Genomic DNA, 20,710 nt, shown 5'->3' with positions numbered 1-20,710 from the left:
GCGCGGCGGACGGCAATACATTTTTCTGGGCCGGGCTGGAAATGGGGCCGGAATGCGCGGGTTATCCCGATCCCTACCCCGAACTGCATAAATTCATGACGGCGGTTTCAAGCGTCAGGGCGGATCCCGGCGCGCGTTCTGTGAAACTGTCGGATGAGAAGGTGTTTGAGTATCCGTTTATCTTTCTGGCCTGCCGCTCCGCTCCGCGTGATCTGACAGAAGTGGAAAGCCGCCGTCTGCGCGCGCATCTGCTCAGCGGAGGCACGCTGTGGACAGAGGACACTTCGGGCCAGCCGGTTTCTTCGTTTGACCGCTGGCTCAGGCGCAACCTGCGCAACACGCTGCCGGAAACGTAGCTGAAAATCCTGCCGCGGGAACACGCGGTTTACCGCAGTTTTTTCCTGATCAGGTCGCCGCAGGGGCGGCGGCGCGTGGCGGATTATATGGAGGGGGCGGACTGGGGCGGCCGGACCGTGCTGTTTTATTCCAAAAATGATCTGCCCGGAGTATGGCCCGTGGATGCGTTCGGCAGTCCGCTTTACCCCTGCACACCCGGTGGCGAGCAGCAGCGGCTGGCCGGGAAAATGCTTTCGTTTAACATTGTCATGTACGCGTTGACCGGCACCTACAAGCAGGACGCCGTGCATCAGCCTTTTCTGCTGCAGCGCCTGCGCCAGCGGGGCGAGCAATGAGAATCGTGTTTACCGCGCCGGTGTGGCCGGCGGTTGCGGCGGTTATGGCCGCGGCGGCCACGATGTGGCTGCTCGCGCGGAGCAGGCGTCTGCCGCGCGCGGTCAGGGCGCTCAGGCTTGCGGCGGTTTGCGCGCTTGCGCTGCTTGCGCTGGGTCCGGAGCTGGTTAAAGTGCGCCGGTATGAAAAATTTCCGGGCCTTGCGGTACTGGTTGATTCGTCGGTATACATGAAAGGCCCGTCCGGCCCGTCCGGCGCGGATAAATTCGGGCAGGCGGCGGACTGGTGCCGCGTGAACCGCGCCGCGCTCCAAAAATTTTCGGAGCCGTCGTTTTTCGCGTTCGGGCGCGGGCTGCGTCCGCTGGATCCGGCCAGTCCGGGCAAGCCGGAGAGCGGCGCGTCAGACCTGGCGGGCGCGCTCGGCGGCGTTATGACGCGGATCAATCCCCCGCCTGCGCGCATTCTGGTGATTACCGACGGCAACAGCCGCGCCGAACGCGGCGCGCTGCGTTCCGCCAAAACTTCCGTTCCCGTTGATTTTATCGCGGCGGGAGTGCTGCCCTCGGCCCGGGATCTGCGGGCCGGGCCGGTAAAGTATTCCGAATTCGCGTTTCTGCACCTGCCCCAGAAACTGGAAGTGTCCGTTACCGCGCGCGGACTCAAAGGCTGGCCGGTGAATGTTACGGCGAGCGAAGCCGGAGTGACGGTCGCGTCGGCTTCTTTCGTGCCCGCGCGTGATTATGAAGTGACTGCCGCCACCCTGACCGTGCGCGCGCAAGCGCTGGGCACGCAGCACGTCCTGCTTAAAATAACCGCGCCCGGCGTGAAAGCCGTGCTGCGCGAGCTGAACTGGCAGGTGATCCATGAAAAAAGACGGATAATGTATCTGTGCGGGCGGCCGTCTTATGATTATTCGCTGCTGCGCGATTATATCAAGAGCGATCCCAACAACGAACTGGTTACGTTCGTTATTCTGCGCAACCCGGAAAATTATGTGCCGGCGGTGGAGAATGAGCTGTCGCTTATCCAGTTTCCGGCGGAGCAGATTTTCGTGAGCGACATTGATCTGTTCGATGTGGTCATACTGGATAATTTTTCTTTCAACCGGCTCGGCCTGCCGCCTGCGTATGCGCTGTCGCTCGCGGAATTCGTGAAAAAAGGCGGTGCGCTGCTGGCGATGGGCACCGACAATATTTTTTCGCCGGCGGCAAATCCGCCCGCCCTGTTTGAAACGCTGCCGGTGGAAATTTCGTCCGGGCCGGCCGCGTTTGCCGACTGGCAGATGCGGTTGCGGCCGCACCGCCATCCGGTGACGGAACTGGCGGGCGATTCCACCGGATCGGAAACCCTGTGGCTGCAGCTGGCGCCGGTTTATGGCGTTACGCTTTTTCAGGGCCTGAAAAAAGGCGCGGAGCCGGTTTTTTCGGCTGTCGGGCCGGACGGAAAAAATCATCTTATGGCCGGGGCCTGGCGGTATGGAAAAGGCCGGGTAATGGCTATGGGCGCGTCATCTACCTGGCGGTGGAAAATGCTCGCGGCGGATAATCCGGCCGCCTCGGCCTCCTATAACCTGTTCTGGGCCGGAGCGCTGGCATACCTTAACGGCAGTCTTGATATCAGGCCGGTCAGCCTGTCGGCTGACCTGTCCGCTCTGGCTGAAGGCGAAACCGGCGTGTTCACGCTCAGGGCGCTGGGCCGGGACCGAAATCCGCTGAATGACGCGACTCCCGCCATCACCGCCGAAGCGGTTTACCCGGACGGCCGGAGAATACCGCTGTTTTTCAACTTTATCCGGCCTGGAGTTTTTCAGGCCGAGCTGCCGGAGCTTGCGCGCGGGCGCGTTACGGTGCGCGCGGCGGTGGTTTCCGGCGGAGCGGCGCTGGGCGCTGACACCGCGGTTTTTCCGGTCCGTCCGCGCGAGTCCGACGTGTCGGACCTGAACGCAATTTCCGCGCTCGCCGCCGAATCGGGCGGCCGGGCCTATCTGCCCGCCGAAATGAAACTGAAGGACTGGGCGGCCGGGTTCCCCCCGCCCGAAAAAACGGAAGAAACCCTGTCCCGCAAACAGGTCTGTTCGCTCTGGTCCGCGGGCGCGCTTGTGCTGGCATTGCTGGCCGCGGAATGGCTTGTCCGCCGGTTAAAAGGCATTTTGTAAATGAACCTGCGCGCGGCAAGTCTACGCGGTATCAGGGGTAAAAGCGTTAGCTGGCAAAAAGGAGATCCGGCGCGGCCTGCCGCGCGCAATAGCCAGTTTTATTTCGGGAAGAAAGTGTAGCGGAACTGGATCATGCCGAGCGCATCCCAGCCCCCGTCGAATGCCAGATAAGACACTTCGAAATTCAGTTTCAGCAGCGAACCCAGATGGAAATTGACCAGTTTCGGGTTTAACGCCGCGCCCTGCGGGATAAGCACTTCAAAGCCGATCGGATATTTCGGGGTTATCATAAACAGCATGCCGCCGTACATGATGTTTGGCGAGGTGGCGGTCTGGCCGGGGTGGCCGCTGAGCGAGATGGATTCGTCGGTCAGAAATTCGCTCAGCAGCGGAAAAACATTCGCGAAAGTCCCCTGCATATAACCGGCCGTGGCCAGCAGGCGGTGCGAAAAAAAGCGTTTGCTGGCGTTGACATAAGCCGAACCGACCCCCTGCGATGATTTAACCGACACGTTTACCGTGGGATCATCCAGCTTCGACGAGCCGGAATCGCGGAACGTGAACATGCCCAATACGCCGGCGGCTACGGCCGGCCGCCAGTCGCCTTCGGTCTGCACCATCATTTTTCCGTCAACGGCGAGCATCCATTGCCCGATCCGGTCAAGGTAATTCTTTTTGTTGAGCGTCCAGTCAAACGAGTTTTTCCCGTACAGCCGGCCTATGTAATAGGCGGCGTTGATATCAAGGCTGAGGCCGATGGTGTTGAGCCCGCGACCGCGATAGGAAGTGGGCATCAGCACGATGCCGCTGAGCGGCACGGCCGGATTGTCATAATCGTATGCGGCTGTTTTGCGAGCGGCGGAGGCTGTCGCGGGGGCCGTCTGATCCGGCGCGTCGGGCCGGGGCGCGGTTTTTTCGCCAACGGGCGGCACGGCGGAGGAAATTGCTGGCGGTTCGGCGGGCTGCGCCTGCGCCGGCGGCAGAACGGGCGGTTCGGAATTCGTGCCGGCGGCCTGCGCGGCGGAGCCGCAGAGCAGGCCGGTTCCTGCCAGCAGAACCGCAAGAAATTTTAAAGCCGTATTGCGCATAAATAGGCGATCCACATTAATATGTTTACAGCGATTCCGCTCGCGACATCGTCAATCACGACGCCGAACCCGTTTTTTATCATATCCAGCTTTTTTATGCCGAACGGCTTGAGCGTATCGAACAGCCGGAACAATATAAAGCATAGCAAAAGCGCGGCGGTTGTTCTAGGCAGGAACGCTATGGCGAAATAGTAGCCTGCGATTTCGTCTATTACAATGCGCGGATCGTCCGGCTGGCCGGCCCCGAAATCCGCGCGGTCGCTTATCCATATCGCGCCCGCTGTAAATACCGCCAGAAACACCGTGTAAACGGCAGGATTTTCCGGCAGAAGCGGCACCGTGGCAACCGCCGCGACGGTGCCCATAAACCCGGCGCCCGTGTTTTTCCGGCCTTTTAGCAGCCATGCGGGCAGCAGGCTTATAAACAGTCCGCTGGCCAGCAGGCGTATCGCAAACGCCACCGGCCCGTTCCTGCGGATGCCGTCCAATGCGGGCGCGTTGTTGCTGTCGGGCATGGCTTCTCGTTCTTCTCAGTCCTGCGCGGCCGTCGCGGCGGGTGCGGCGGGCCGGGCGCCGCCGGTGTTCTGCGCGGTTTGTCCGGCGGGGCGTTTGCCGCGGCGGCGGGGCCGGTGATTTTTTTTGGCTTCGCGCAATATCGCGTCCTGCGGGAAATAAGGGGAGCTTTGCACGATCCCGTCTTTTTTTTCAGGTCTGAACCGGTTGTTCCGATGTGGCCGGCGCTGGCGACGGTTTTCAGTCCGCCGCAATTGCGGCTGCCGGCGGCTGTTGGGAATGCTCCAGGAACGGCGGAGCATATCCCAGTGGTTGTACAGATAGCTTATTCCGCTTGCCCAGGTGACGATCATTACGATTATCGTCAGCAGATAAGGAAACTGCAGCGTGAAATGCGCCGCCGCCTGCATACCGGCCTGCCAGTCAGGCGGGCCGTTGACCGCCAGATCCTGAATGTTGAGTATCACAAGTATCAGGCTGGCGGAAATCATCTGGATCGCGGTTTTGAATTTGCCGGAGCGTTCCGCCGCCAGCATTTCCCGGTTCAGCGCGGCCAGCACCCGCAGGGTGGAAATCATCATTTCCCTGGCGATTATCAGAAATACCGCCCATAACGGCACATGCAGGGCCGGCACCGAGCCGAACGCCACGAACACTCCGCCGATAAGCAGTTTGTCCACAAACGGATCCGCCACGGCTCCGAACGTGGTGGTGGTGTTGGTGCGGCGCGCCAGAAATCCGTCCACCCAGTCGGTGATCGAAGCCAGCGCGAAGATAAGCAGGGCTGCCAGCCTCGTCCAGGAAGCGGGCACCACTATGCAGGCATACATCAGAATGGTAAGAAACGCGCGCAGCAGCGTTATCCTGTTGGCGATTGTCATCATAAATTTGTGTCCTATTTCGTTTCCGCGCCGGAAAAAACGACCGGAATGAGGGTTTGAGTTTTGGTAAACTGCTCCAGTTTCCGGTTGTCAAGCGACAACTGGAGATTGTCCGGCCTGTCTGACTCCACCTTGAATTCTTTTGAAGCCGTCCAGCCCAGTTTCACGCCCGCGGGCGCGTAACCTTCAAAAACGGTCCTTCTGTCGGCTGTCACGCGCAGCCATGTCCGTTCGGTTACCAGCCCTTCAAGCCGGGAAATGAAAGCCGCTTCGTATAAAGAGGGTGAAGCGATCGCGCTTTCTCCGCTTGCCGGCCAGCCGAAATAATCCGCGTTTTTCCAGAGCCACAAAGTCAGCAGCGCAAGGACCGCGGCGCTTGCCGCGGCCGTCTTGAAAAAATAGGCTTGCGCGGCGGAAACATAGCTTTCTTCATCAAGAGGCGAACCGGGATTGAGTATTGTGCGCGGACGTTGATCGGCGCGGCGCAGCGGTTCCGCGGCTTTTTCGAAACTTGAGCGCAGCTCGTCCGGCTCGACTCCGATATATTCGCAGTACTGCTCAAGAAAACTCCGCGCATAAGGGTCGGAGGCGTAATAGGCGGTGTCGTCGGTTTCCAGCGCGGAAATCGTTTTGAGCGGTATTTTTGTCCTGCGGTGCAGCATCTCCGCGCTTATTCCTTTTTCCTCGCGCAGGGCTTTCAGCCGCTCGCCCGCCGTGGCGGAACGGGGCGCCTGCGCCGGCTGCGCGGGCTGCAACTGCCCGGGTTGCCGGGCAGCGCTGTCATGCGGCTCCGCCGCCGGGCCAGACGCGTGTTCCGTGCCGGATCCGGCAACAGGCAGATCGGGTTTTTCAGTCATTTTTCACCGGTCAGAAATTTATTATTTTCGTGCCCTGCGGCGGGTTCAGCGTGAAGACGCCGTCCGGTATTCCGGAGTTGATTGTTATTTTTTTCAGGGTGGTCTTTACGTCGGTTGTGCCGATCTTCATTTCTATGGCGTAAGGAAAATAGTCCATTTCCGGATCCAGCAGCAAGGTGAGAGTGTAGCTCTGTTTGCCGCTTACCGGGCTGAGCGTTACGGCCACTCCGGTTTCACCCGTAGTCACTTTTATACCATGGTCCGCTATTATTTTCCCGTAGCTGCCGAAATTTGTGACGCCGGAAAATATGGCAGACTGCTGTGAAATCCATGACGTCCAGTCGCTCTTGACAAGCTGCCGGTCCTGCGGCGAATAGACGCTGATGGTTTTCTTGTCGGTCACCACAATCTGGCTGCGCGGTGCGGTATGTTCCACCCGCAGCAGGTCGGGCTTGCGGTAGCGGACCAGCCCTTCGATAGTGGAACCCATGCCGGAATCCCCGAATTTCACGCTTTGAGTGAACCCGCAGGACAAAGACTCAAGCTTCGTGTCCCATTCCCGCAGTTTTTCTATGACGGCGGTTGAACTGAGCGCCACGGCCGTCTGTTGCCGGGGCTGCGGGGCTGCGATAGTGACTGCGGCGGTGCTCGCGGGTGAAGGCTGCCCTGCCGTGCCGGCTGAGGCCGCGTGAGCGGACGCCGCCAGCAGTGAAAGTATTGTCAGGCCGATATGTCTTTTCATAATTGTTTCCCCTTCAGGGTTTATTCCCCGTTCCCGGCGGAAACGGGCGAATTGACGGTCAGCTCGAAGCTGGCTGCCTGCTGTTCTATCTTGTCAAACTGGATGTCCCACCGGTTGGAGCCTTCGGGTTTGCTTATAAAGCCCTGAATCTCGAGCACGCTCAGGATATTGGTGGCCCGCGCCGAGGAGCCGAAGTGCGCCTTGAGCAGATCCTGCGAAATGCGCCGCCGCTGTAAAATCAGGTTCAGCGCGGCTTTGAAATCCTCCACGCTGATGCCCATGCCGGGGCCGAAGGCTTCCTCGTCCGCCTTTTCGCTTCGGAGCTGGACCGGGTAGTCGGGCCGGCCCTGTTTGCGCAGATGATCCGCCACCGCGCGGATCTCCTCTTCCGACACATAAGCGCCCTGCATCCGGGACGGTTTCTGCGCGTCAATCGCCAGATACAGCATATCGCCTTTGCCGAGCAGGTTTTCCGCGCCTTGCGAGTCCAGAATCACTCTGGAATCGGTGCGTGAAGTCACCTGCAGCGCAATCCGGGACGGCAGATTCGCCTTGATAACCCCCGTGATCACGTTAACCGACGGACGCTGCGTGCACAGCACCAGATGTATTCCCACCGCCCGCGCCATCTGGGCGAGCCGCTGGATGGAGTCTTCCACCGCGGCCTTGGTCTGGAGCATCAGGTCAGCCAGCTCGTCTATGATGACCACAATGAAAAACATATGCGGCTCGCCGTTCTTTTCGGCCCATTTGTTGTATGACTCCATGTTGCGCACTTTGGCCGCTTCCAGAATCTTGTAGCGCGTTTCCATCACCTTCACCAGCGCCTTGAGCGAAGCGACCGCCTCTTTAGAGTCGGTTATCACCGTGGCCTGTTCGGCCGGCGTTTTGGGATCGTAGAGATGCGGTATCCCCTCATAAAAGGTGAGTTCCAGCCGCTTGGGGTCAATCATGAGGAATTTCACCTCGTCTGGCCGGGCACGGTATACCAGCGACAGAATAAACGTCTGCAGGCAGATGCTTTTGCCGCTGTTTGTCGCGCCCGCCACCAGAAGGTGCGGCATTTTTTCCAGGTTCGCAGTCGCCGGCGCGCCGTCGGCGTGGCGCCCGACCGCGACGGCCAGCTTGTTCCTTGAGCCGGCCAGCGCGGGGTCTTCCAGTATTTCCCGCAGATAGACCATTACCGGTTTTTCGTTGGGCAGTTCAAGCCCGATCGCGTCTTTGCCGGGGATCGGCGCCTCTATCCGGATGCCTTTCGCTTTCATGGCAAGCGCTATATCGTTTTCCAGCGACACTATCGAGCTTACCTTCACCCCTTTCTCGGGTTTCAGTTCATAGCGGGTGATCACCGGGCCGGCCAGCGCGCCTGTCACCGTGGCTTTGATCTCGAAACTGGCGAGCGTTTCCTCCAGCTGCTGTTTCGCGTGCGCGATCTCGTCGTCCGACGGGCCGATTAGCCGGTTTGCAGGCGGTTCGTTAAGCAGGTCAAGCGAGGGCGGTTCGTAAGTTTTTGGATCGAACGGCGGGCGTTCCAGCGGAAGCGGAGCTTCCTCTTCCGCTTTCTCCGCGGTTTTCTTTACTGCTGCCGGTCTTGGCTTGGCGGGCGGGGAACCGCTATTGCCTCCGCGCATGATCTTGATCGGCGCGGTGAGCTTTTCGCGCGCGGGCCGGGCGGGCTCCCCGGACACTTCGCAATCCGTTATGTCGCAATTCCGCGCGGCGCATTCTTCCGCGGGCACCGGCAAGTCGCCGCGCGCGGCTTCTATTCTGCGCGCCAGCGCGGTTCTGCCGGCTGTCCACGCGGCATAATCCTCCCGCACCCATTTCAGCATGGCGGAGATGGTTTTTTTCCACGGGATCCCGAATAAAATGTGCACGCCCGCCACGAATATCCCCATGCCGATTATGCCCGCGCCCGCCTTGCCCAAAATACCGTCGAGCAATGCGGCTGTCATCTCGCCGGTGACACCGCCGGAAATAAGGGAACCGGTGAAAATCAGTTTGAGCAGCGCCAGTTCAGCCGACGAGGAGACCAGCACGAACGTGATGCCTGTGGCAAGCGTGAGCGCGCCGAACGCCTTTTCCGTGCGCTCGAAGAAGATCGTCGCCAGGCCGTACAGCATAAGCAGAGGGAACAGATAGGACGCGTGCCCGAATGTTTTAAACAGCCCGTCCGCCAGAATGCGGCCCAGCGCTCCGCTTGAGCCCCCCACCCACTGGATCCAGATCAGCCACAGCGTGAGCGACACGGTGAATATCCAGCCTACCGCCGGCAGCCATGCGGGAGTTTTGGTTTTGCGCCTGCCCGCTTTGGCCGACTGCTTTTTTTTAGCGTAAAACGCCACCCCGCGCGCGGATTTCCCCGCGTGTTTTTTGCGGCCCGCATAGAACAGGTCGAAAGGGGATGCGTTTCGTCTGGCCATTAACCGATAACAGGCGGAGGCGGCGCGGGACTGCGTTTTGCCGCCGGCCTGATTATGTAATCAAGATTTTCCGGTTCCAGTTCAACCGCTTCCCGTCCCATCAGCCAGCCAAGCGCTATGTACAGCTGTGAACTGGACAGGTGCAGCCGCATCTTCAGCTCCCATGCGGTAAGCTGGCCGCCGGAAGTGCTGGCTATTTCGCTCAGAATGCGTCCTGCGTTGTTTTCAAGGGTGCTTTTAAAGAGTGCTGGTTCGCTCATACGCAATGTATCCATTTAGAGCATATAATATACAGCCGGGAGGGCTGTTTGGTTCTGCGGGTTCAGAGATATTGTACTGCAATCATCCCTGCGCGCCCGGCTGATGGCCGGGCGCGCAAAGGATCATATTTCCGCAGCGGTCTGCGCTATCGTTTTTCAACGGCGAACAGTTTCTCGCCTGATTTAACCGGCTTGCCGTTGTCAATAAGCACTTTATTCACTTTGCAGTCAAACTCCGCCTTCACTTCGTTAAACACCTTCATCGCCTCGATAAGGCACAGCACCTGCCCTTTCTTGACGGTATCGCCTTCCCGCACGAACGGCGGGCTTGACGGCGAAGCCGCACGGAAGAAGATGCCCTGCAGCGGCGAGTTCACGGTATCGCCCGCGTACTCGGCCGGCCTGGCCGGTGCGGAGGATGCTTGTGTTTGCGCCTGCACAGTCTGAAGCACCGGCACAGGTATCACATTCGGGCGCTTTCGCACCAGCCGGATGTGAGTTTCGCCGGAGGCGTAGTCTATCGTTTCGAGGCTGTTTTTCTGCATGAAACCGTAAAGGGTTTTTATTTCCTCCAGCGCGGCTGTGTCCCGCGCGGGAGCGGCCTTTACGGCTACGGGGGATTTTTTTACGGTTCTTTTCATAGCGTACCGGGGTTGTTGATAATTTAGCTTCTCGCGATCAACACTTTGCGGGACAGCCGTATTTTCCCGTTATTGTCAATCTCGACCACTTTGACCTGTACCTCTTCTCCGAGTTTGAGCACGTCTTCCACCTTGTTGACTCTGCGGTGCTCGATTTCGGAGATGTGCAGCAGGCCGTCCTGGCCCGGCAGCAGTTCCACAAACGCGCCGAAAGGCTGTATGGAAACCACTTTGCCGGAGTAAATCTTGCCCACTTCAACCACGGCGGTCAGGGACTCCACTTCCTTACGGGCCCGTTCCACCTTTACCGCATCCACGCCGGAGATGTAAACGACGCCTTCATCGTTCACTTCAACCTTGCAGTTGTTTTCCTCGGTGATTCTGCGTATGTTCTTGCCGCCGGGCCCGATAAGCGCGCCGATCTTTTCCTGGGGGATCTGTATTCTGAAAAGACGCGGAGCGTACTGTGACATTTCTTTCCGGGGCTCGGTTATCACCGTTTCCATGTGGTTAAGGATGTGATTGCGGCCGTTCGTGGCCTGCGCGACGGCTTCTTTAAGGATTGACAGCGCAATGCCGCTCGCCAGTTTCACGTCCATCTGAAACGCGGTGATGCCTTTGCGCGTGCCGGTAAGTTTGAAGTCCATATCGCCGAGGTGGTCTTCAAGGCCCATAATGTCGGACAGGACAACGTGTTTGCTGCCGTCCGAAATAAGACCCATCGCGATTCCGGCGCAGGCGGCTTTCATTGGCACGCCGGCGTCAAACAGGCTCAGCGAACCGCCGCATACGGAGGCCATCGAACTGGATCCGTTCGATTCCATAATGTCGGAAACCAGCCGGATCGTGTAGCCGAATTCCTCTTCCTGCGGCAGCAGCGGCATCAGCGCGCGCCGGGCCAGTTCTCCGTGCCCGATTTCGCGGCGGCCGGGGCTTCTGTCCGGTTTGCATTCGCCCGTGGAAAAACCGGGGAAATTGTAATGCAGCATGAACCGCTCGTGGTAGGTTTCTTCCAGCCCTTCCACCATCTGCATGTCTTCGGGCGAGCCGAGCGTGCAGACTACCAGGCCCTGCGTCTGGCCGCGGGTGAACAGTGCGGAACCGTGGGTGCGGGGCAGCAGGCCGACCCGCGAGTCAAGCGGACGTATTTCGTCCGGCTTTCTGCCGTCGACGCGCACGCCTTTTTCCAGCACCAGGCGGCGGCTTTCTTCATAAGAAACCGTTTCGATGGCGAGGTTGACAAAAGGTTCGCAGCCGGGGTTTTCCCCGCTCAGCGCGTCAATGGTCTGCTGCTTGAGTGCGGCGATTGATTTGTCGCGCGTCTGCTTGTCGCAGAACAGGTTGAGGATCCGCACGATTTCCGGGCGCACTTTCGCTTCCACCGTCTGCCTGATCGTTTCGGGCATGACGGTTTGCGGCACGGTGAACTTGGGCGCGCCGATCTGCTCGCGCAGCCTGGTCTGCATATCACAGAGCCGGTTGATGGCGTCCTGCGCTTTTTCCATCGCTTCTATCAGCACGTTCTCCGGCACTTCCTTGCAGCCGCCTTCCACCATCAGCATTCCCTGTTTGGTGCCGGCGATGACAAAATCAATATCGCTTTCGTCGCGCTGGGCGTGGGTCGGGTTGATGATGTACTGGCCGTCAATTCTGCCCACGCGCACTCCGGCCACGGGGCCGTTGAACGGTATGCACGAGATCGTCAGCGCGGTTGACGCGGCGACAATGCTGAGCACATCGGCGTCATTCTCGCCGTCGCTCGACAGCACCATCGTCGTCACGTTCGTTTCCGCCGCGTACCCTTCCGGAAACAGCGGGCGGATCGCCCGGTCGGTCAGGCGGGAGGAAAGAATTTCCTTTTTTGAGGGCCGGCCTTCGCGTTTGAAAAAACCGCCGGGAATTTTGCCGGCAGAATAGGTCCGTTCCTTATAGTTAGTGGTGAGCGGCACGAAATCCGCCGGACCGGGATCCTGCGTCTTTTCGGACACCACCGCCGCGAGCAGCACGGTGTCGCCCATGCGGGCGACGATCGCGCCGTCCGCCTGACGGGCCATCAGCCCGGTTTCCAATGAAATGATTTTATCCCCCACCGTTTCTTCGATGCGGGTCGTTTTAAGATTTGTCATTATAGTTATTTCCTCATGTCCAGCTGTTTGATAAGGCTGTGGTACGCGTTGAGATTGGTCTCTTTAAGATATCTGAGCAGGCGGCGGCGCTGGCCGACGAGCTTTAACAGCCCTCTTTCGCCCGCAAAATCTTTGGGATTATTTTTGAGGTGAGCGGAAATGTAAGCGATCCGCTCCGTCAGAAATGCAACCTGAACGGAAGTGCTTCCCGTGTCTGAAGGATGAGCCTGGAACTTGGTGAGAACTTCGGTCCGTCTTTCTTTGGTCGTGGTCATTTAGCGTTGTTCCTTGTTATTGTTATTTTCGTTCGTCTTTATACATTATACAAGCGTCATCGGGTTCTGTCAAATTCGGCGCATGCCCGGGCGCGGCAGGTTGAGCGTTTTCAGCGCCAGCGCCAGTGCGGCGTTTGCCGAACACTCCTGTATGCTGTTTCGCGTGCCGTTAAAAACATGTTTGACGACGGTTTCGCCGCTTCCCCTGACCGAAACCGCTATGTATACCAGCCCGACCGGTTTGCCCGCCGTCGCGCCGCCCGGCCCGGCTATGCCGGTTGTGGCGATTCCGATATCGCTTCCCGTCACTTTCCGCGCGCCGCGCGCCATTTCCAGCGCGCATTCCGCCGAAACCGCGCCGTGTTTTTCAAGGGTCGCGGCTTTTACGCCCAGCACCCTTGTTTTGACCGAGTTGGCGTAAGCCACAACGCCGCCGTTCATGTAGCCGGAGCTGCCCGGCACCCGCGTGATGCGGTGCGCCACCAGCCCTCCGGTGCACGATTCGGCAGTGCCGATTCGCAGGCCCAGCTTCCGCAGTTTTGCGCCAAGCGCGGTTTCCGGGAGCAGTTCTCCGCATCCGAAAACCGTGCCGGCGAAACTTTTCAGCAGGCGCGCCTGTATTCTTTTAAGCAGGTTTTTCGCTTCCGTGTCCGTTCTTTCGCGCACCCGCGCGAATACGCGCACATGGCCCGGCGCGGACAGGATGGTAAACTCCGCCGCCGGGAAAGCCTTTATCACCGGCAGGAGCTGTTCGTCCGCCGCCGATTCCGCTATGCCGGCCAGATTGATTTCAGTCTGCCGGGTGCCCGCCCGGCGCGGAAACCGTTTTTTTATTTCCGGCGCGACTGACCGGCTGAAGATGGGCCGCCATTCGCTTTCCGGGCCGGGCAGCAGCACAAGCATTCTGCCGTTTTTGAAAAAAAGCTGGCCCGGCGCGGTGCCTACGGGGTTGGCGAGCGGTTTCGCGCCTGCGATGACAAGCGCCTGGAGGCGGTTGTTCTCCGGCATTATGCTGCCGCGGCGCGCGAAAAGGCGTTCGATCGTTTTCATGATTTCCGGATCCGGCAGCAGCCGGCGGTCAAGCGCGAGGGCGGCGGCCTGCCGGGTCACGTCGTCGAAGGTGGGGCCGAGCCCGCCGACCGCTATGACCAGTGCCGCTTCCGTCAGCGCGCGGGCGACAGCCGAGGCGACCGTGCCGGTCTCGTCAGGCAAAGTAACCGAATAACCAACCGTCATGCCGAGTTTTGCCAGTTCGGCGCAGAACAGCGGTTCGTACCTGTTGAGTTTGCCGTTTAAAAGTTCGCTGCCGGTGAAAAGCAGCACTGCGCGGTTTTTTCCAGTTTTAGCCATGATTTTGTAATTTTAGCAAAAATGCGGCCCGTTGCCCTTCGCATTGCAAGGCGGGCGCATATTTCGTAAAATTAATATATAGCTTCATAAAAAAATGACCATGCCGGCCCGCAGTGCATTGCGGCGGGCGGAGCAAACAAGAACAGGAGATGTAAATGCCAACCGCGGTTAAAAATACTACAAAAGCTGCAGTCAGGAAAACGACGAAGAAAACCATTTCCAAAAGCGTCTATTACTTTGGGAACGGCAAAGCTGATGGCAATGGCTCGATGAAGGAGCTCCTCGGCGGAAAAGGCGCCAATCTCGCCGAAATGGCCGGCCAGCTCAAGCTGCCGGTTCCCCCCGGATTCACCATTACCACCGAAGTATGCACTTATTACTGGGCGAACAAAAGAACATACCCTGCGTCACTTGCCAAAACGGTTGCGGAAAATCTCAAGATGGTTGAAAAGAACGTCGGCCGTGTTTTCGGCGACGCGAAGAAACCCCTGCTGGTTTCCGTGCGCTCCGGCGCGAGAAGTTCCATGCCCGGCATGATGGAAACCATTCTTAACGTCGGCCTGACGACCGAAACAATCCCCGGCATGATTGCCGATACCAGGAACGAGCGGTTTGTTTATGACGCCTATCGCCGCCTGATCATGATGTACGCCGACGTGGTGATGGAGAAAGCCGCCGGCATCGAGCCTAAGGACGACAAGGGCATCCGCAAAGTTCTCGACGAAAAACTTGCCCAGATCAAGAAAGCCCGCGGCTACAAGACCGACACCGAGCTGACCTCGGAAGAGCTCAGAAAACTGTGCGCCGATTTCAAGGCGACGGTCAAGACCGTTCTTAAAAAAGAATTCCCCGACAACGCCAACGACCAGCTGTGGGGCGCAATCGGCGCGGTTTTCGCGTCGTGGAACGGCACCCGCGCGATCGCGTACCGCAATATTGAAAAAATCCCGCACGAATGGGGAACCGCCGTCAACGTGCAGTCAATGGTGTTCGGCAACACCGGCGAAACCAGCGCGACCGGCGTAGCTTTCACCCGCGATCCCGGCACCGGCAATAATAATTTTTACGGCGAATATCTCGTGAACGCTCAGGGCGAAGACGTGGTGGCCGGCATACGCACCCCCGCTCCGATCAACGAATATTCCCGCAACGACCAGTCCCGGCATCTTGAAACCCTTCATGAAATCATGCCGAAAGTTTACAGGGAGCTCGACGGAATCCAGAAGAAACTGGAAAAGCATTACCATGACATGCTCGACATCGAGTTCACCATTCAGGACGGTAAACTGTGGATGCTGCAGTGCCGCGTGGGCAAACGCAACGGCAGAGCCGCCGTTAAAATGGCGACCGACATGTTCAACAGCAAAATGATTGACGCCAGAACCGCCGTCATGCGCGTAACGCCCGCCCAGCTTGACGAACTGCTTCACCCCGTGCTTGACCCCGTGGCCGAGAAGGCCGCCAAAGTCGTAGCCAAGGGCCTGCCCGCGGGCCCCGGCGGAGCCGCCGGCCAGGTGGTGTTCAACGCCGCCGACGCCATCGCCTATTTCAACGCCGGCAAAAAATGCATTCTTGTCCGCGAAGAAACCAACCCTGAAGACGTGACCGGGATGAGAGCCGCAGAAGCCATTCTTACCGCACGCGGCGGCATGACCTCGCACGCAGCGCTGGTCGCGCGCGGCTGGGGCAAATGCTGCATCGTCGGCTGCGCCGAAATGCACATCGAAAACAAGGTTATCACCGTCAATGGCGTGACCATCAGGGAAGGCGACTGGATTTCCCTTAACGGTTCCAAGGGCCACGTTTACGTTGGCAAGCTGGACATGATGGCCGCCGGCGCCAACGACAAGACGCTGCTTGATTTCCTTAAAATCTGCGACAGGGTGCGCACGCTTAAAATCCGCACGAACGCCGACACCCCGGAAGATTCCGCCAAGGCGCGCGAATTCGGCGCGGAAGGCATCGGCCTGTTCCGCATCGAGCATATGTTCTACGGCAAAGGCTCGGACGACGCACTGTTCAACCTGCGGAAAATGATTGTTTCCTCCTCGCTGGACGAGCGGAAAGCCGCGCTGAAGGATCTGTTTCCGTTCATGAAGTCGGATATCAAGAAAACTCTTAAAGCGATGGCCGGTTACCCCGTAACCATCCGGATGATTGATCCTCCGCTTCACGAGTTCGTGCCGCACAACGCCGACAACCTCAAAAAGCTTGCCGAAGCGCTGCGCATCAGCTACGCCGATCTGGAAAAACGCGCCGAAGGCCTGCGGGAAAACAACCCGATGATGGGCCATCGCGGCGTGCGGCTTGGCATAACCTATCCGGAAGTGACCGAAACCCAGGTCCGCGCGATTTTCGAAGCGACCGCGGAACTCCTTAAGGAGAAAGTGACGGTGCTGCCCGAAATCATGATCCCGGTCACCTGCACCCATGTCGAAATCGAGAACCAGAAAGTAATCATCAAACGGGTATACGAAGAAGTGCTTAAAGCCACCGGCATGAAGAAGATTCCGCACATGGTCGGCACGATGATCGAGATCCCCCGCGCCGCGCTTACCGCCGATGAAATGGCGGGCCCCGCGGAGTTCTTCTCGTTCGGCACGAACGACCTGACCCAGATGAGTTTCGGTTTTTCGCGTGACGATATCGGCAGCTTCCTCGGCGATTATCTGAACAGGAACATTCTGCCGGAAGATCCCTTCCAGTCCATTGATGAAAAGGGTGTCGGCGAACTGATCAGGATTGCCGTAAGGAAAGGCCGCACCGCCCGCCCGAACCTTAAAGTGGGCATCTGCGGCGAACATGGCGGTGATCCCAGAAGCGTGGAATTCTGCCATCAACAGGGCTTCAATTATGTGTCCTGCTCGCCGTTCCGCGTGCCGATAGCCAGACTGGCTGCCGCGCAGGCGGTGGTGAAGCATGGCGGGAAGAAGTAATCCCGCATGGCCTTGCGGGGTTTCCCGATAATAGTTTCCTCCCCCTCCGGGGGCGGCAAGACTACGGTTTGCAGCCGGGTTCTGGCGGAGGACAGCTCTGTTGAACGGGTTGTTACCGCCACGACCCGCGCGCCCCGCGCGGCGGAAGAAGACGGTATTGATTACCATTTCTGGCCGGAGGCCCGCTTTGTGCGCAATATCAAGGCGGGCCTCATGGCCGAATGGGCGAAAGTGCACGGGAAGTATTATTACGGTATTCCGAAGAAATCGTTTGACAGCATAATCCGGCGCGGAAAAAACCCGCTGCTGGTGATTGACGTGCAGGGCGCGGAAACCGTTTCAAGGCATTACGAAAACGCCGTGAAGATATTTCTGCTGCCGCCGAGCTGGGCGGTGCTGAAATCCCGGCTGGAAGCGCGCAACGATACCGGTGATCTGGCCGTAAGGCTCGCGACCGCGAAAAGCGAACTGGAGCGGATCGGCGATTACCACTATGTGATAATCAACGACGATCTGGAAATCGCGGTCAGCCAGCTCAAAGCCATCATTACGGCGCAGCGCATTATCACCGCGCGGCAGCTGCCGAGGCTTAAACGTTCGGCGCAAAGCGTATACCGTTTTATCTGACGGATTTTCAGGAGGGCACATGACAGAAGCCAAAGTAAAAACCATAGAACTGGAGCAGGAGATAATGGATTACAGTCAGGACAAATATGATCTGATCGTGCTGGGTTCGATGTGGGCGCGCGAGATCCGGCGGCGCGAGGAGTTCCGGCACAAACCGAATTCCGAAGTGATTTCGGCGGCGCTTACCGATGTGCTGTCCGGCCAGATTTCACGGGAACTGATACTCGACACCTATAAAAAAAGCCTGCTCGCCCGCGCTCAGGCCCGGGAAGAGCGGGAAGCGCGCAAAAACGCGCAGCCCGTCGAGATGACCCTGCCCGAGCTGTAAAAACCGCCGCAAGGGTCGTTCAGGCGCGCAAAATGCAGCGCGGGCGCGGAACCGGCGGCCAAGCGAATATATTTGAAGCGGATAAAATCCGGCGCATTGTGCGCCGGATTTTTTTGCCGGCATTTTGCATTTGCGGATAACGGGCCGGTCTTTCAAGCCGGGGAAATAAGATATAATGACATTATTACCTTAACTGTCTTTCCAGCTTCTTTCTGCGGGGCGTGTATGCCTGATGAATTAAAAACACTGGTGCGCCAGCTTAAAAACTGCCTGAAATATAACGATTTTGACGATTATGCAGGCTCGTTTTCTGAAACGGCCGTCCCCCCTGCGCCGGCGGCGGAATTTTCCGCCGTTTCGTCCGGCCCTGCCGGGCCTGTCGCGCCTGCGCATGTCAAACCGGCCGCGCATGCTGTGTCCGCGCACGCGGGTGCGCCAGCCAAAGCGGCCCCGCATGCACAGCTGCCCGCTCCGGAAGCCGTCGCTTTAAAAACGGAAACGAAACGTCCTGACCTGTCGAAACTTGATATGGCGGGGCTGGAAAAACTGGTTTCCGTCTGCAAGTTGTGCCCGCTTGGCGCGGCACGGATAAAACCGGTGTTCGGCATGGGCAATCCCCGCGCGCAGATAATGCTTATCGGCGAGGGCCCGGGTTACGAGGAAGACCGGCAGGGCCTGCCTTTCGTGGGCAAAGCGGGCCAGCTGCTTGATAAAATTCTTGGCGCGATGGGGCTGGACCGCACTAATGTTTATATTGCCAATATCGCCAAATGCCATCCGATGATTGACCCGTCAAATCCTGAAAAACGCGGTAACGACCGGCCGCCGTCGCCGGATGAAATCCGCGTTTGCCGGCCCTACTTGGAGCGGCAGATAGAGCTGATTAACCCCGAATTTATCATCGCGCTGGGCGCGACAGCGGCGCGGGAACTGCTCAGCTTCACGGGTTCGTTGTCCTCCATGCGCGGACAACTTCGCGATTATCCGGTCACTCCGGCCATCAAGGTGGCGGCTACCTATCACCCTGCCGCGCTGCTGCGCAATCCCGACTATAAACGCCCCACCTGGGACGATATGAAGCTGGTCATGAAAGCCGCCGGGATGCAACCGCCTCAGACCGCCGGAAAAGAGTAGCCATGTTTTGTAAAGTCGCGTTCGCGGTGCCGTTGCGCAAACTGTTCGATTACAGCGTGCCCGCCCGGCTTGAGCAGTCGCTTGAACCGGGCATGCGGGTGCGCGCGCCTTTTGGCAAAGCGGTTGCCACCGGTGTGGCGGTTGAGCTGACCGGAAAGACCCGGCTTCCGCTGCATATCAGGCTCAAAGAGATTCTTTCGATTGAAGACCCCGCGCCTCTGTTCGGGGGCGAGGGCGTGGGGCTGGCGCAGTATATAGCGCAGCGCTGGTGCAATCCGCTGGGCGAGGTGTTCGGCGCGATGTTTCCCTCATGGTTTAAACTTCTGTCATTTGAGCGGCTGCGCGCCGAACTGGAAAAAGACCTGAATAAACCGGCTTCCCCGGACGGAAAGAGGAAAACGGTTTCTGCGGCCGAAAAAAAACCGGTCGCAGATAAGGCTGAAAGCAGGGTGGTCGCCGTGCGGCAGCTCGTTGCCCAGTCCGACTGGACGGGCACGATGTTTGAAAACGCCGGGGCGATCCAGACCGGTGTTCCGTCCGTGCCGGAGCCTCCGGACCATGACACCGCGCTTGATATGGAAGCCATGACCGCGGCGTTTTATGACGCGCCGCTTGGCGAGCCCGGTTCGGCTGACGGCGTACCCGCGTCCGGGCCGGACAGTTTCGTTTTTCCGGCCCGCGAAGCCGGGCCTGACCGCGCGGGCCGGGCAGCCGTTTCCGCGGAATCCGCCGGGGCCGCCACGCAAAAAGTGGTTGTATCCGCGTTCACCCTTACGCCCGACCAGCGCGCCGCCTGCGACGCGCTTGCGCCGCTGGTGCGGGCCAAACAGTCGCAGTCCACCTTATTGACAGGCGATTCCCTTACCGGAAAAACCGAAGTGTTTATCCGGCTCATGGAAACCGCGCTCAACTGCGGCCGGCAGGTATTGTATCTTCTGCCCGATATCGCGCTTACGCAGCCGTTTATCGAGGAATTTTCAGCCCGGCTTGGGGCGGCGCGCACCGTTTTGTGGCACAGCCGGCTGACACCGCGCCAGAAAAACATGATTTTTAACCGGCTGGTGGCTGGTGAAAGCATTGTGGTGGCGGGCACGCGTTCGGCCTGCCTGCTGCCGTTTGTCAATCTGGGTCTTGCCGTTATGGACGAGGAGCATGACGATTCCTACAAGCAGGAGGAACAGCGTCCCTATTACCATGCGCGGGAAGTGCTGGTGTGGCGGGCGGCGCATCACGGCTGTCCGGTTTTGTTTGCCAGTTCGGCCCCGTCAATGGAAACTTTAAGGTTCGCGCTGGATGGCCGCATAGCAATGCTCGCGCTTAACCAGCCGGTGCGGCGGATAACCGCGCCGCGTGTCGTTATCACCGGCAAGAAAGGCGCGGAAAGCAGCTATGTGTCCGACGAACTGCGCGAAAGCGTGGCGTCCGCGCTGGCGCGCGGACAGCAGTCGCTGCTTATCATCAACCGGCTGGGCTACGCCGCCGCCTACGCCTGTCTGTGCTGCGGCTGGTCGCTGCCCTGTCCCAGGTGCGGCGGCGGCATGGGCAAGCAGAAAACGGCGTCCGGCGAGTTTTTAAAGTGCGGACTCTGCGGTACCACCGCCGAACTGCCTGCGGTGTGCCCCAAATGCCGCGACAGGATTTTCCGCACGATCGGCAGCGGCACCCAGCGCGCGATACTGGAGCT

General features: G+C 59.1%; 17 protein-coding genes and 1 pseudogene. 7 read left to right on the top strand and 11 right to left on the bottom strand.

Translation table 11 applies throughout. The features are described 5' to 3' along the window. Positions 1-41: 41 nt before the first annotated feature. Positions 42-692, top strand: a pseudogene (locus PHW69_03275) (DUF4159 domain-containing protein). Continuing rightward, a complete protein-coding gene (locus PHW69_03270) occupies positions 689-2,845 on the top strand; it encodes a hypothetical protein (protein MDD4004208.1) in 2,157 nt (718 codons plus the stop codon). Before PHW69_03275 ends, PHW69_03270 begins: the two are co-directional and overlap by 4 nt. Before the next feature lie 98 nt (positions 2,846-2,943). Here the strand turns inward: PHW69_03270 and PHW69_03265 are convergent, their stop codons facing one another. From PHW69_03265 to PHW69_03215, 11 genes are all read right to left on the bottom strand, one after another. Further along, complete coding sequence (locus tag PHW69_03265; GenBank protein ID MDD4004207.1) at positions 2,944-3,933, bottom strand: hypothetical protein; 990 nt, start codon at positions 3,931-3,933, stop codon at positions 2,944-2,946. Continuing rightward, the gene (locus tag PHW69_03260) at positions 3,915-4,448 is read right to left on the bottom strand and encodes a phosphatidylglycerophosphatase A (protein ID MDD4004206.1); all 534 of its coding nucleotides are present in this window, start codon (positions 4,446-4,448) and stop codon (positions 3,915-3,917) included. Before PHW69_03260 ends, PHW69_03265 begins: the two co-directional genes overlap by 19 nt. A gap of 15 nt (positions 4,449-4,463) precedes the next feature. Next, the gene (pgsA, locus tag PHW69_03255) at positions 4,464-5,330 is read right to left on the bottom strand and encodes a CDP-diacylglycerol--glycerol-3-phosphate 3-phosphatidyltransferase (protein ID MDD4004205.1); all 867 of its coding nucleotides are present in this window, start codon (positions 5,328-5,330) and stop codon (positions 4,464-4,466) included. 11 nt (positions 5,331-5,341) lie between these two features. Next, positions 5,342-6,184: a helix-turn-helix domain-containing protein gene (locus tag PHW69_03250; protein ID MDD4004204.1), complete on the bottom strand. Its 843-nt coding sequence runs from the start codon at positions 6,182-6,184 to the stop codon at positions 5,342-5,344. A gap of 10 nt (positions 6,185-6,194) precedes the next feature. Further along, positions 6,195-6,926, bottom strand: coding sequence for an outer-membrane lipoprotein carrier protein LolA (locus PHW69_03245; protein ID MDD4004203.1), 732 nt, complete (start codon positions 6,924-6,926; stop codon positions 6,195-6,197). Between the two features lie 20 nt (positions 6,927-6,946). After that, positions 6,947-9,349, bottom strand: a complete 2,403-nt coding sequence (locus PHW69_03240; protein ID MDD4004202.1) for a DNA translocase FtsK — start codon at positions 9,347-9,349, stop codon at positions 6,947-6,949. Further along, entirely contained in the window at positions 9,349-9,609 is a 261-nt protein-coding gene (locus PHW69_03235) for a hypothetical protein (protein ID MDD4004201.1), read from the bottom strand. Before PHW69_03235 ends, PHW69_03240 begins: the two co-directional genes overlap by 1 nt. 146 nt (positions 9,610-9,755) lie before the next feature. Beyond that, the gene (locus PHW69_03230) at positions 9,756-10,250 is read right to left on the bottom strand and encodes a hypothetical protein (GenBank protein MDD4004200.1); all 495 of its coding nucleotides are present in this window, start codon (positions 10,248-10,250) and stop codon (positions 9,756-9,758) included. 23 nt (positions 10,251-10,273) lie between these two features. Further along, on the bottom strand, positions 10,274-12,376 hold the full coding sequence (locus PHW69_03225; protein MDD4004199.1) for a polyribonucleotide nucleotidyltransferase: 2,103 nt from the start codon (positions 12,374-12,376) through the stop codon (positions 10,274-10,276). Positions 12,377-12,381: 5 nt separating this feature from the next. Then, entirely contained in the window at positions 12,382-12,651 is a 270-nt protein-coding gene (gene rpsO, locus PHW69_03220) for a 30S ribosomal protein S15 (protein MDD4004198.1), read from the bottom strand. Positions 12,652-12,720: 69 nt separating this feature from the next. Continuing rightward, complete coding sequence (locus PHW69_03215) at positions 12,721-14,001, bottom strand: CinA family nicotinamide mononucleotide deamidase-related protein (GenBank protein ID MDD4004197.1); 1,281 nt, start codon at positions 13,999-14,001, stop codon at positions 12,721-12,723. Between the two features lie 155 nt (positions 14,002-14,156). On the opposite strand from PHW69_03215, the gene ppdK reads away from it, so the two are divergent. From ppdK to priA, 5 genes are all read left to right on the top strand, one after another. Then, a complete protein-coding gene (ppdK, locus tag PHW69_03210) occupies positions 14,157-16,937 on the top strand; it encodes a pyruvate, phosphate dikinase (protein MDD4004196.1) in 2,781 nt (926 codons plus the stop codon). A gap of 6 nt (positions 16,938-16,943) precedes the next feature. Continuing rightward, positions 16,944-17,564, top strand: coding sequence for a guanylate kinase (gmk, locus tag PHW69_03205; protein MDD4004195.1), 621 nt, complete (start codon positions 16,944-16,946; stop codon positions 17,562-17,564). A gap of 19 nt (positions 17,565-17,583) precedes the next feature. Further along, on the top strand, positions 17,584-17,892 hold the full coding sequence (locus tag PHW69_03200) for a hypothetical protein (GenBank protein ID MDD4004194.1): 309 nt from the start codon (positions 17,584-17,586) through the stop codon (positions 17,890-17,892). Between the two features lie 225 nt (positions 17,893-18,117). Next, positions 18,118-19,026, top strand: coding sequence for a uracil-DNA glycosylase (locus PHW69_03195; protein ID MDD4004193.1), 909 nt, complete (start codon positions 18,118-18,120; stop codon positions 19,024-19,026). A 2-nt stretch (positions 19,027-19,028) separates the two neighbouring features. Further along, the coding region (gene priA, locus PHW69_03190; GenBank protein ID MDD4004192.1) for a primosomal protein N' at positions 19,029-20,710 on the top strand (1,682 nt) is incomplete at its 3' end.

It is taken from the genome of Elusimicrobiaceae bacterium, assembly GCA_028700325.1.
Classification (GTDB): Bacteria; Elusimicrobiota; Elusimicrobia; order Elusimicrobiales; family Elusimicrobiaceae; genus JAQVSV01.
The sequence above is the reverse complement of the archived record's forward strand: the minus strand, read 5'-3'. Positions and strand labels throughout refer to the sequence as shown.

Bases quoted from the DNA above. Each gene is read 5' to 3' on its own strand.
- PHW69_03270 (MDD4004208.1), top strand. From the start codon at position 689: ATGAGAATCGTGTTTACCGCGCCGGTGTGGCCGGCGGTTGCGGCGGTT.
- PHW69_03265 (MDD4004207.1), bottom strand. From the start codon at position 3,933: ATGCGCAATACGGCTTTAAAATTTCTTGCGGTTCTGCTGGCAGGAACC.
- PHW69_03260 (MDD4004206.1), bottom strand. From the start codon at position 4,448: ATGCCCGACAGCAACAACGCGCCCGCATTGGACGGCATCCGCAGGAAC.
- pgsA (MDD4004205.1), bottom strand. From the start codon at position 5,330: ATGATGACAATCGCCAACAGGATAACGCTGCTGCGCGCGTTTCTTACC.
- PHW69_03250 (MDD4004204.1), bottom strand. From the start codon at position 6,184: ATGACTGAAAAACCCGATCTGCCTGTTGCCGGATCCGGCACGGAACAC.
- PHW69_03245 (MDD4004203.1), bottom strand. From the start codon at position 6,926: ATGAAAAGACATATCGGCCTGACAATACTTTCACTGCTGGCGGCGTCC.
- PHW69_03240 (MDD4004202.1), bottom strand. From the start codon at position 9,349: ATGGCCAGACGAAACGCATCCCCTTTCGACCTGTTCTATGCGGGCCGC.
- PHW69_03235 (MDD4004201.1), bottom strand. From the start codon at position 9,609: ATGAGCGAACCAGCACTCTTTAAAAGCACCCTTGAAAACAACGCAGGA.
- PHW69_03230 (MDD4004200.1), bottom strand. From the start codon at position 10,250: ATGAAAAGAACCGTAAAAAAATCCCCCGTAGCCGTAAAGGCCGCTCCC.
- PHW69_03225 (MDD4004199.1), bottom strand. From the start codon at position 12,376: ATGACAAATCTTAAAACGACCCGCATCGAAGAAACGGTGGGGGATAAA.
- rpsO (MDD4004198.1), bottom strand. From the start codon at position 12,651: ATGACCACGACCAAAGAAAGACGGACCGAAGTTCTCACCAAGTTCCAG.
- PHW69_03215 (MDD4004197.1), bottom strand. From the start codon at position 14,001: ATGGCTAAAACTGGAAAAAACCGCGCAGTGCTGCTTTTCACCGGCAGC.
- ppdK (MDD4004196.1), top strand. From the start codon at position 14,157: ATGCCAACCGCGGTTAAAAATACTACAAAAGCTGCAGTCAGGAAAACG.
- gmk (MDD4004195.1), top strand. From the start codon at position 16,944: ATGGCCTTGCGGGGTTTCCCGATAATAGTTTCCTCCCCCTCCGGGGGC.
- PHW69_03200 (MDD4004194.1), top strand. From the start codon at position 17,584: ATGACAGAAGCCAAAGTAAAAACCATAGAACTGGAGCAGGAGATAATG.
- PHW69_03195 (MDD4004193.1), top strand. From the start codon at position 18,118: ATGCCTGATGAATTAAAAACACTGGTGCGCCAGCTTAAAAACTGCCTG.